Origin of the sequence: Aeromonas sp. R2-4 (assembly GCF_040908365.1) — a bacterium.
GTDB lineage: Bacteria > Pseudomonadota > Gammaproteobacteria > Enterobacterales > Aeromonadaceae > Aeromonas > Aeromonas veronii.
Genome location: NZ_JBFODO010000046.1, coordinates 53,388 through 64,165 on the forward strand (window position 1 = coordinate 53,388; position 10,778 = coordinate 64,165).

A 10,778-nucleotide genomic window follows, 5' to 3' on the forward strand; every position below is an offset into this window, starting at 1 on the left:
CCGAGGGAGCCAAGAATATGAGAGAGAGCTTCAATCACAGGGCAAGACCACGACGCAACAGCGCCTCACGAACATCCTGAAGCTGTTTCATCGTCGCCAGCTCTTCAGGCTCGAAGCGAACCGAGAACGTCTGTTCAACCAGTAACAGAAAATTGAAATGACCGAGCGAATCCCATTCCGGAAAGGCCCCAAGTCCCAATTGATAGTCGCCTCGCGTGACGGTTGCAGAAGGAAACTGCTGTTCCAACAGAGTGAAGAGATCAGTCATGGTGATAAAACTCCAAAAAAGGCAAATTCAGCTGTTCGAGCGCCAGACTATGGTAATGCTCATGGGAAAAACGGGCGGGATCCGGATTATCACAGGGGGTCAACGACAGGGATGCCAACCATGTCAGCGCAGGTTCATTACGTGCACAACGGTTCGAGCCAATAACCAAGCGCTCGATCCCCGCCTCGCGCAATGCAGCCGAGACTCTATCCAGTAACCAATATTCGAGCCCTCTGGACAACACTCTGCAACTCAGAGCCAGCGTATCGAGCAATGCCAGTTTGGGCGTGAGGTTTATGATCAGCACCAAGCCAACCAAACCATGATCGGCAAAGCGATCCTGCAACGACACTAGCCAGCACCAGCCAGACTGCGCCAGCCGTTTGAGCTCGCTCGCCTCATATCGCTGACAGGAGAGATTAAACTGGTTGGTTTTATGGATGATCTGCTCGGCACGAGCAAGGTTATCCACCGCCAACGGCTGTATCGCCGCACGCAACGACAAGGAGGCGAGAAAATGTTGTTCACTGCCAACCTCGCTACGTAACCGGGCGGCATCTGCCAATGCCAGATAGGAGGCCTGACGAACAGCGTCATCACCACTGAAGGTACGCGAGAACCCCCCATAAGTGAGCAAGGTTGTAGGCCATACCCAAATATCTGCTGGTGGTTCAATGACATCGACTTGTGGCAGTGCATGGCGAACTTCGGCCCTTTCTAGGGGGGAGTCATCCCAGAAGACCAAGGCCTCAAGCCCCAGATTGAGGCTGGCAGCAATATGTCGCAAACCTTGAGATTTAGAGCCCCAACCAATGGCAGACGCTGCAACATTTCGCCTTTTGAGTCTCATGGCGCCATGCTGCTCAAACACCAGCCAAACATCTGCAGGCTCGTTTTTAGAGCACAATGCCAATAACACGCCACGCTGATACCAATAGAGCGCCGCATCCTGAAACGACTGATAGAGTTTGCCGAGACCGTCCTGACCAAGGTACAGGCCAGTCAACCCCTCTTCACCCACTACCCCCCCCCATAGGGTATTGTCACAATCGAGCACCAGCACCTTGCGTATCGGCGCCTGATCAAGCATCCAACGCGCGGCAATCCAGTCGGCAAGGCTGGTCAAGCCGTGCATCGAGAGAGGACAAGAAAGAAGGTAACGATTACGCTCGTCCACACAATGGGCTCGCCCCTGCTCAAAGAGCCAGCGACCCAGCCCCAAATCCCTAATATGGTGACGTGCAAGTGCTCGGGTAAAACAGATATCCAGCTGCATCATCCAGGGGTGAAGAGCGCCACTCACACCGCCTCCTTGCAGTGAACAAGCACCGAGATAAAGATGAGGGAGCCCCCGCAGTGGCGAGAGCAATGCTTCCAACCAGGTGTCGATGGTTTCGGACAATGCAGGTTCAGCCAAGGTGTGCCAATGCTGGCATTCGCTGTCGGTCAGCAGTTGCTCCCAAAACCAGAGCACCAGATGTCCGTCACAAGCGGCCATCTGCTGCCATTGACCTTGAGGACAAAATTGCAACTGTGCATGTCGGGCCAAAGGAGCCCATGCCACATTACCGGGCATGAGAAATGCGGTGGATGCCAGGGAAAGGGTGGCCATATATGCACCTGAAAGGATTAAATACTTCTATATCATACTGTTAGGGAATGGAGATGAACAGCGTCATCCCCATCCGATTCAAGGACTAGCGCTTGAACACATCCAGGCCGGTAAAGTAGGTGGTATCATGGCCATCGAACGCATCGGCATACATCACTTCGCTGTCCTCGAAAAATAACTCCAGGATTGCCTGCGCCTCTTTTATCTTGACCGCCAGTACCTCGGGTTCTGCTGTCACCTGCGACATCATCAGGCTGATGATATTGGCGTAGAAATAGTTCATTGAACCGATCAAGACCCGATAGAGATGGGATTCGCGGCTCATCAACAGATAAAGCAGATAGTCGTGATGGCGTTGCATCATAGCCAGCACCGCGTTGTGCTCACAGGCTACCTGGCGCCAGTCATCACGGAACTTGTCCACAAGCTCAATGAACAGCGGTACCTGCAACGCAGCGGCAAAATCAAAACTGGCCATGTCAAAAGGCTGGAAACAAGTCGCCATCACTTCATCCATGAGTGCGATCTTGTCAAGTACCGGCCATTCTGGTTGCAACGATTCAACACGGCGAGGGATCGCCCCTTCGATATAAGCGCCGTCACTACTGTTGACGCACTGCATCTCGGGATAATCACGCAATACACGGGCCATATTATGAATGGCCAGTCCAAATAGATGGTTGATACGCACTTCGTCGCCAAAGTTACCCGGTGCCGGGAAAGTATTCTTTAAGTTTTCCTGGTATTTAGCCTCTTGCTTGTCGTTGTAATAGAGACTCAGGCTGGAGTGATGCTGTCCGGCTGTTTTATAGCCATTGTCGATACCAAACAAATACACCTGCTTGAAGCCAAGCAAGGCCGCATAATTGAGGCCGGTATTACCAACGAACGGATTGGAAAATTCGATATTATCGTACTCGAATGCCTGACCAAACGCGCTAATCAGCATGGAGAACATCGGCTCATTGGGCTTGAATGCCAATCCTGTTTTGCGAAAAAAGCGCTTGCATTCAGGATGGATGACATCAACGCTCAGAAACACCGTATCCTTGATAAAGTCATCGGCATTGAGAATATTCAGAAAATCCGCAGAGCTTTTAGTTCGCTCCACTGCAACGTAGATATCCGGTTTGACGCCAGCTTTATACAGCGCACTGACCGCCGTACCACATGCGATGATGATGGCCTGCTGCTGATGCTGCCGGATGAACTCGATGCTCTGATCCAGTGAGGGGCCATTGCCAATCACAAAGACAGGGATCTGCTCGAAGGCACGGGTATCACGCCACCGTTTCAGAAAGGGGGTGCCGTCTTGCAGATGGGTGTGGCTATGGGCAAGTGCATAGATGTTGTCATCAAAGAACCCCCACCCCGTTTTGAGCAGATAGAACTCCCTTTCCACCTGTGTTATCAAGGCGTGCAGCTTGGGGGAATGGTAATGACAGAACGAGAAATAGCTTGCCGACCAGAATGCCCCCTTGCGATGCAGCGCCTCCATCATGTCAGCGACCAGCAATTGCTCGTCAACACCGATAAAGAGATGAAGGCTGATCGACTCCTCATCCATGTAGGCGAGCAGCTGATGCCAGTCAAAGCAGAAAAGCGAGGCATAAAACATGTCAAGATCAGGCTCAAAAGCAAACAGATTCTTGATCTTGCACTGTTCATACAAGCAACCGAGCTGGTAGCCCAAACCAATGCCATACATCAGTGCCAGAGGAATATCAGAATGTAATGCCGCGTTGAGACGCAATCCTTCCAGCGCTGACTTCTCTTTTAATTTGGAGATTTCATTGTTGTATTTGATATGGATTTGGCCGTCGATATACCACTGAGGCACAAAATCGATGCACTGCAAAACGCTTTGTTCAATGACCTCGGCAATCTGCGACTGAACCTCGCTAAATGGATCGTCCCCATAAAGCGAGACGCCCTCGTCAAGCCACAGAATATTGGGAACGCCATTTTCATTACAGAAGAAACGAAAAGGCCTGGCAGGCTGGTATGCTTTGAAAAAGTCATGAATGGCGGGCATGTACTTGGCAAACGCAGCCATGTTGAGTTCATAGCGCAGCGGAAGCACCTCCTGCATTGCAGTTTCTTGCTGCTTTTGCTGCGCGAGTCGGGCCAACTCATTTTCTATATCTGTAATTTTTTTATGAATATCCATGTAGTACTAACCCGCGTTCAGCTTGTACATATCAGATGCTCGACCTGCTTTTGAAAGTTTCCACAAAGCTGTTTCTGTCTGATTCTTTGCATGTTCTATCCGCTCATGTAAGGTTTGAAACTGCACCAATGCTTGCTGGTGCTCCATATCAATAACTACATGTGGCTGGATATGCTGGAAAACAGCATCAAGGAGAATGAGATAATGATCGATCAACTGTTCAGCCGTTTGCACATCCTCCTGGTCGAACAGGGTCAGTAACTCTTGACCTGCTGCGATTAATTCTGGCAAACGGTTATTACTCATTCGACTCGGCCCATCTTTTGTTGAGCCAAGGCCTTGTCACGCTCCTCGACAGGAATGGCATCCCAACCGCTTTTCACGGTCAGCATCAGATTCATCACCTCATCGATAGCTGTAATATCCATATCACGGCTAGCATCCATCATCCGAAACTTCATATAGTCATAAAGGGCAAAAAGATCTTCGGGAACCTTACCATAAGAGAGATCAAGCGAATCTTGAAGCCCGTTGATGATAGCCATGGCTTTGGAGATAGATTGGGATTTTTGCTCAAAATCTCGACGTTCGATGGCACCGCGAGCCTGAGCCAGACGTTCCAGGCCCCCTTGCATCAAAAGTTGAATCACACGGTAAGGATCAGCTACTGCCAATTCGGATTGCAGATTCTGGGTGGTATAGGCTTTTATATTTTTACGATACATATGAGACACCACTCATAAATTCAAATTAACTATTTTGGGTATTCAGCAAATTCAAATATGAAGCCGACTTGTTCATCTTGGCCAACATGGCATCCAGGCTTCCGTACCGGGCCCGCAAGGTCTCTTGATACTTGGTCAGTTGAGTGGCAACATCGGACTCCTTCCGGCTCACTTCGCGCAGATCGGAATTCAAAGAGTCTTCCCTTTTCGCCAGCAAACCACCGGTCTTGGAGTAGGTTTCCAGCTGGCTGGCCAGCTGACCTGCAACCCCATCCTTGCCGCCAAAAACCGCCACTACCTGATCGAAATTCTTGTCGATAGCTTCGTTGAATTTGGTATCGTCGATAGACAATACCCCCTTGTTATCCATCTTTATACCCATCTGGAAAATCGTTGAGTAAGTAGAGGACTTTTGCGAAGGCTCGGTGATGGTGCCATTCATCATATTGACCACGGCACGCGTCGTTGCATCGCCCGCCAGAGCACCACCATCATTCTGGCTTTTCCCTGCCACGATAGAGTTGCGCTTGCCAAGATCATTACTCTTCTTAACCAGCGCGTTATAGCCGTCGACAAAGCTCTTGACCATGTCCTTGATGCCAGCTTTGTCGGTGGTCACGTCAACTTTGTTGGACTTGTAAGTCTTGGTCACAGAACCATCGCTTGCAGTCGTACTCGTACTATCAGATTCCCTCAAAACTGTCAGTTTGAGGCCAACTATAGTGCCATCAAATGTGTTGGTAGCACTGGTCAGCGTGTTTCCATCTACCTTGATTTGAGCATCTTGCGCGGATTGAGTTTTTGACAATTTAGAAGTGAAGTTATCTGCCAACTCAGTGGTACTTCCGGTGATCACCAGATCCTTGCCACTCCCGCTAACCCCAGAGTCAATCACAAGTTTAGATTTACCATCAGATGTGTTCATGATGTTGACATTAAGACCAAAATTATTACCATCATTATTGATGCGTTTACGAATGGACTGTAGCGAATCCCCCGCCTTCACATCCACATCAAAGGTCTTATCACCAGCCTTAAAAGTCAAGGTTCCATCTTGAGTGATCATTGGAGTAGTCGAAGAGTCAAAACTACCTTCAAATTTGCTGGCCTTCGCCAATTTTTCGACAGTTATATCGTATTGCCCGTTAGAGGAACCCGTTTTGCTCTCCACCTTGAGCACCGGATTATCTTTGTCTTGGGTGATGTTTATGGCGCGTTTATTAAACGCATCATCCTTGGACATGGCCTGGAGTGTCGTCACAAAAGAGGCGATAGCCGATTTCAACTGTCCAACCCCTGAGAGAGTGATCTGGGCATTGGTCTTTTTGGTGGTTATGGGCTGCATCAGTTGTGCTTTCTTGGCATTGACGCTCGCAGCAATAACAGACTCCAGATCCAGCTGTGAACCCGCACCAGCAGACGTAATAGTGGCCATTCTCACTCTCCTCGTAAAACTTACGTATTAAATCTCTTTATCAAGCAATAATCCGACTCTTGAGCCACCACCTATTACATCACCTTCACGCAGATCCTTGAGCCGTTTACTGATAGACAGCAACTCTTCACTTGGGATCTGACGGATCATTGACTTGGTATTGGCGTCCATCACCTTGATAACAACTTGCTCGAGATCCTTTTCGACGCTGAAGTTGACGGTCCATCCCTGCAACTTGCTGAACTCCTGCAAGTTTTGTACCTCTTTTTCAATGTCCTTATCTGAGACATCGGATTTGCGAACCTTCTCTTTGGCTCGCTCCGCTTGTTGCTTTTCCACATCCTGTGTCATCACCCGCTGCTCTTCCGCCATGCCAGATAGCACTTGAGCGGCCGATTGGCCGCTCTTGCTACTTGACTGAAGAGAAGAAGGAGTGACCGATGAGGGAATTCCAATGTCATTGGCCATATCGTCGCTCCTTTTCTATCTCATCACTGCCCGTTAACCCAACAGGGACAGAGCAGATTGCGGTCTTTGGTTGGCTTGCGCCAGGATACTTGAAGCAGCCTGCTGCAGGATGTTCTGCTTGGTCAGGTTGGCGGTTTCTGTCGCGAAGTCCGCATCACGGATACGAGAACGTGCTGCACTCAGGTTCTCAGACACGTTGGACTGGTTGCGAATGGTCGAGTCAAACCGGTTCTGCACCGCACCCAGCTCTGCCCGTTTGCTATCCACGGCCTTTATCATGAAATCAAGGTTGGCCATGGCTGTCTGGGCATCTTTAGCGGTTTTGATACTGCTGACACTAGTTGTAGTAACCGCTGTAGTTGTTTTGCCAATCGTATAAGGTTCACCTGTGGTGGTGGTAGTTACTGTTGCACTCCCTTTTGTCGCAGATGCAATACCCTTGATCGTGAAAGCAGATGTCATCTTGAAGGTAATTGTTTGCCCTGCATCTGCACCGACTTGGAAGGAGCCCTTATAAGTACCATCAAGCAGCTTTTGACCACCAAAAGTGGTATCGCCAGAGATACGATTTATCTCTGTCGTCAGTTGGTCATATTCCTGCTGCAAAGCCACACGATCATCCGAGTTGTTGGAACCGTTCGCTGATTGCTGAGCCAAAGTGCGCATCCGTTGCAACATGGAGGTCACTTCATCCATCGCACCTTCTGCAGTTTGTGCCACAGAAATACCATCGTTAGCGTTACGGTTGCCTTGATCTAAACCGTTAACCTGTGAAGTCAAACGGTTGGAGATCTGCAAGCCGGCAGCATCGTCTTTGGCGGTGTTGATACGAAGGCCGGATGCCAACCTGGTATAGGAGGTATCCAGCGACTTGTTGGTATTCATCAAGTTACGCTGGGCGTTCAGTGATGAAACGTTGGTGTTAATGTACATAGCCATAAAATATTCTCCCGAAGAACATGCAACTGCAGGTTGCGTCGTCCAAACAAAACGACGGCCCACCGTTTGAAGAACAGGTTGAACATGCCTGTCTCTTCAGGCGGGTGTCTGTTTGAACGAACAGGTCACCCGCAGTAGTGCAAACGTTGGATTCCGAACACCCCTCGATTGCTTCACTTTATTTAACGGCAGCACAGAGGCAAGCTTTAGGAAAATTGTTGCCTAAAGCGGCAAGTTTTCTCCGGGAAGCGGCAGCTGAATATGAATTGAGCAGCATCACCATACAACTCACTACTGATGATGACCCTGTTTACAGGAATAAGTATGTTGGCACGGTTCCTGCTAGGTACTGAGAGAGTGACGTCAATTTGGCGGCACAATAAAAAGAGGCCGGTAAACCGGCCTAAAGATGAGCATATGCTCAGGAGAATATGACCAAGCGTGACAGAACTGAACAACTGGACAACACTTGGCATTACTAGTAGAGATTTATATCTCTCCCGATAGAACAGAGTGCGACCCGAACACCCCTTTGTTCCATCTCTTGATCAGGGCGGCCTGAACAACCGCCCTGTTTTCTTTTGTTAGCCTTGCAGAAGTGACAGTGCAGACTGCGGGCGCTGATTTGCCTGAGACAGAATGGTCGATGCTGCTTGCTGCAGAATGTTCTGCTTGGTCAGGTTGGCGGTTTCAGTCGCAAAGTCAGCATCACGGATCCGTGAGCGAGCAGCACTAACGTTCTCAGATACGTTCGCCTGATTGCGAATGGTCGAATCGAAGCGGTTTTGCACTGCACCCAGCTCAGCACGTTTACTGTCCACAACTTTAATCATGTAATCCAAGTTTGCCATAGCCGTTTGAGCATCTTTGGCTGTGGTAATAGTGCTGATGCTTGTTGTTGAGACATTACCAGTGTTGCTTTTAGTCACAGTGTAAGGTTCACCTGTTGTAGTAGTCGCGACTGTAGCATTCCCCTTCGTAGCCGAAGCCATTCCTTTAATAGTAAAAGCCGATGTCATTCTGAATGTAATTGTTTGCCCGGCATCTGCTCCGACTTGAAAGGAGCCCACATAGCCACCATTGAGCAGATTCTGTCCGCCGAATGTGGTATCTTTAGCTACGCGGTTAATTTCTGTAATTAACTGGGTGTACTCTTGTTGCAAGGCGGTACGGTCATCTGAGTTGTTAGAACCGTTGGCTGATTGCTGAGCCAGTGTACGCATACGCTGCAGCATAGAGGTCACTTCCTCCATTGCACCTTCAGCTGTTTGCGCTACAGAAATACCGTCATTGGCGTTACGGTTACCCTGATCCAAACCGTTGATCTGAGAGGTCAAACGGTTGGAAATTTGCAGACCCGCGGCATCATCTTTGGCGCTGTTGATACGCAAACCAGATGCCAGTCGAGTGTAGGAAGTATCCAGTGATTTGGTCGTATTCATCAAGTTACGCTGAGCGTTGAGTGATGAAACGTTTGTGTTGATATAAAGGCCCATGACTATTCTCCTAAGCTATTAAATTTACTCTTCTATTTGCTCTGGCTTTATTATTTTCTATGCCCGATGCATCTTATTTAACGGCTCGTTTTTGGATGTCTTTAGCATTTTTTTCAACGCTTCATCGCATTAACGCCGCTTACCTTATATATCGGCGGGTCAAGGGAAAACTTAAGGAAAAAATGGGGCCTAAACCAGTGACAGACTCAACCTTCTGAAGCCCGCCAACGGACGTTGTTTCCCAAATAGATGCAGCTTGAATGGAACTAACTGAGGACTCGGTGATCTGATCACCACCATCCTCTTCAAATCTGCATCATGGGCACGCAGCTTCAACCCATCACCAACTGGCCTCAATACAACAAATCATTGATTAACCGTGGTTCACTCACCTTCTGGGTTGATGCCGAGGCCATGAGTAACTGGTGTAGTGGTCAACTAAATCCGGACACTTGGTTAGGCCGATCCTCGGCTTTTGCTGGCGGTATCCCGTCATTGTATTGATGTGGACGTCGCCAGTTGTAGTGATCCATCAGGTAATAACTGATATCCCGCTTTGCTTCCCGCAGGCTCATATATCCCCTTGCCGGGAGCCACTCTGACTTCAGGCTTCTGAACAACCGTTCCATCGGGGCGTTATCCCAGCAGTTGCCACGCCGACTCATACTCTGGGTCATGCGATAGCGCCACAGTCGTTGCCGAAATGCCCGGCTGCCATATTGGCTGCCCTGGTCAGAGTGAAACAGCACGCCTGACGGACAACCCCGCTGCTGATACGCCATCTCAAGTGCTTTGATGGCCAGCTCGGCATCTGGTTTATCTGACATCGCCCACCCCACAACCCGCCGGGTATGCAGGTCAAGCACCGCTGCCAGGTAATGCCAACGACCACCTGCCCAGACGTAGGTGATATCGCCACACCACACCTGATTGGGTTGTTGGACATCAAATTCGCGGGCCAGCAGATTGGGAATGTCCGGTCGTTCAGACCGTGCCACCTTATAGCGGTGTGCGCCCGGCTGTTTGGATGCCAGGCCGGCTTCCTTCATCAGGTTACGTACTTTGAATCGACCAATCTGATACCCCAACTCTCGCATCATCGACATCAAGGCGCGGCTGCCAGCCGAATCCCTGCTCTCTTTGAACAAACGGCGCAACTCAGAGCGCTGTTGCATGCGCTCACGGTTAATCGTCCGCCTGCGAGCCAGATAATCGTAAAAACAGGAGGTGGGAACATCGAAGGCGCAGCAGACCAGAGTGATGGGGGCTTGCTCCCTTAATCGGTCTATCAGCGCGTACGTGTGAACTCGTCCGTCATCAAGAGAGCAGTAGCCTTTTTTAGAATGTCCTTCTCACGTTCGAGCCGGTTGATGCGGGCTTCCAGTTCCTGAATTTTTTGCTGCTCCAGAGTCAGTGCTTTGCTGATTGGGGTAGTGCCACTGCGTTCGGATTGCAGTTGCCGAACCCAGCGGCGAAGTATGGTTTCACCGATATCCAGTGAACGACTGGCTTCGGGGACAGAATATCCCTGGTCGAGCACCAGGGATGCGGCTTCGAGTTTGAATTCGGCAGTAAATGAGCGACGTAATCTTGTCATTGAACACCTCAGGTCATGGTGGCGACTGTACCACCTAAAATGGTGTCCGGGATGATTAGACCACTACA

Annotated in this window: 10 protein-coding genes and 1 pseudogene; 1 reads left to right on the forward strand and 10 read right to left on the reverse strand. The window is 49.7% G+C overall.

What is annotated here, in order from left to right:
* Positions 1-34: 34 nt before the first annotated feature.
* The 9 genes from AB5Z05_RS17995 to flaA form a co-directional block, all read right to left on the reverse strand.
* Positions 35-268 carry an acyl carrier protein gene (locus AB5Z05_RS17995; protein WP_111899742.1) on the reverse strand — a complete coding sequence of 78 codons (234 nt, stop codon included), beginning with the start codon at positions 266-268 and terminating at the stop codon, positions 35-37.
* Positions 261-1,880, reverse strand: a complete 1,620-nt coding sequence (locus tag AB5Z05_RS18000; protein ID WP_368152532.1) for an HAD-IIIC family phosphatase — start codon at positions 1,878-1,880, stop codon at positions 261-263. The genes AB5Z05_RS17995 and AB5Z05_RS18000 overlap by 8 nt, the downstream gene beginning before the upstream one ends.
* A gap of 85 nt (positions 1,881-1,965) precedes the next feature.
* Positions 1,966-4,050 carry a 6-hydroxymethylpterin diphosphokinase MptE-like protein gene (locus tag AB5Z05_RS18005; protein WP_368152535.1) on the reverse strand — a complete coding sequence of 695 codons (2,085 nt, stop codon included), beginning with the start codon at positions 4,048-4,050 and terminating at the stop codon, positions 1,966-1,968.
* A gap of 6 nt (positions 4,051-4,056) precedes the next feature.
* Complete coding sequence (locus AB5Z05_RS18010) at positions 4,057-4,356, reverse strand: hypothetical protein (RefSeq protein WP_139123810.1); 300 nt, start codon at positions 4,354-4,356, stop codon at positions 4,057-4,059.
* Positions 4,353-4,775 (reverse strand): flagellar export chaperone FliS, encoded by a 423-nt coding sequence (gene fliS / locus AB5Z05_RS18015; protein ID WP_127007621.1) that lies wholly within the window; start codon positions 4,773-4,775, stop codon positions 4,353-4,355. Before fliS ends, AB5Z05_RS18010 begins: the two co-directional genes overlap by 4 nt.
* A 25-nt stretch (positions 4,776-4,800) precedes the next feature.
* Positions 4,801-6,210 carry a flagellar filament capping protein FliD gene (gene fliD / locus AB5Z05_RS18020; RefSeq protein WP_368152538.1) on the reverse strand — a complete coding sequence of 470 codons (1,410 nt, stop codon included), beginning with the start codon at positions 6,208-6,210 and terminating at the stop codon, positions 4,801-4,803.
* Between the two features lie 27 nt (positions 6,211-6,237).
* Positions 6,238-6,678 (reverse strand): flagellar protein FlaG, encoded by a 441-nt coding sequence (locus AB5Z05_RS18025; protein WP_330124509.1) that lies wholly within the window; start codon positions 6,676-6,678, stop codon positions 6,238-6,240.
* Between the two features lie 33 nt (positions 6,679-6,711).
* On the reverse strand, positions 6,712-7,617 hold the full coding sequence (gene flaB / locus AB5Z05_RS18030) for a flagellin B (RefSeq protein WP_111899735.1): 906 nt from the start codon (positions 7,615-7,617) through the stop codon (positions 6,712-6,714).
* A 584-nt stretch (positions 7,618-8,201) separates the two neighbouring features.
* The gene (gene flaA / locus AB5Z05_RS18035) at positions 8,202-9,113 is read right to left on the reverse strand and encodes a flagellin A (protein WP_127007629.1); all 912 of its coding nucleotides are present in this window, start codon (positions 9,111-9,113) and stop codon (positions 8,202-8,204) included.
* Positions 9,114-9,431: 318 nt separating this feature from the next.
* Here flaA and AB5Z05_RS18040 point away from each other — a divergent pair.
* A pseudogene (locus AB5Z05_RS18040) lies at positions 9,432-9,539 on the forward strand (IS5/IS1182 family transposase); the annotation flags it as partial.
* 8 nt (positions 9,540-9,547) lie between these two features.
* On the opposite strand, the gene AB5Z05_RS18045 reads toward AB5Z05_RS18040, so the two are convergent.
* Positions 9,548-10,710, reverse strand: a protein-coding gene (locus AB5Z05_RS18045) for an IS3 family transposase (RefSeq protein ID WP_368150226.1) whose coding sequence is annotated in 2 segments (ribosomal slippage) — positions 9,548-10,455 and positions 10,455-10,710 — 1,164 coding nt in all. Because the reading frame shifts where the segments join, the coding sequence is not laid out codon by codon here.
* Positions 10,711-10,778 lie beyond the last annotated feature (68 nt).

Excerpts from the sequence above, each read along its gene's own strand:
- AB5Z05_RS18000 (WP_368152532.1), bottom strand. The coding sequence starts at position 1,880 with ATGGCCACCCTTTCCCTGGCATCCACCGCATTTCTCATGCCCGGTAAT.
- flaB (WP_111899735.1), bottom strand. The coding sequence starts at position 7,617 with ATGGCTATGTACATTAACACCAACGTTTCATCACTGAACGCCCAGCGT.
- AB5Z05_RS18005 (WP_368152535.1), bottom strand. The coding sequence starts at position 4,050 with ATGGATATTCATAAAAAAATTACAGATATAGAAAATGAGTTGGCCCGA.
- flaA (WP_127007629.1), bottom strand. The coding sequence starts at position 9,113 with ATGGGCCTTTATATCAACACAAACGTTTCATCACTCAACGCTCAGCGT.
- AB5Z05_RS18010 (WP_139123810.1), bottom strand. The coding sequence starts at position 4,356 with ATGAGTAATAACCGTTTGCCAGAATTAATCGCAGCAGGTCAAGAGTTA.
- fliD (WP_368152538.1), bottom strand. The coding sequence starts at position 6,210 with ATGGCCACTATTACGTCTGCTGGTGCGGGTTCACAGCTGGATCTGGAG.
- AB5Z05_RS18025 (WP_330124509.1), bottom strand. The coding sequence starts at position 6,678 with ATGGCCAATGACATTGGAATTCCCTCATCGGTCACTCCTTCTTCTCTT.
- AB5Z05_RS17995 (WP_111899742.1), bottom strand. The coding sequence starts at position 268 with ATGACTGATCTCTTCACTCTGTTGGAACAGCAGTTTCCTTCTGCAACC.
- fliS (WP_127007621.1), bottom strand. The coding sequence starts at position 4,775 with ATGTATCGTAAAAATATAAAAGCCTATACCACCCAGAATCTGCAATCC.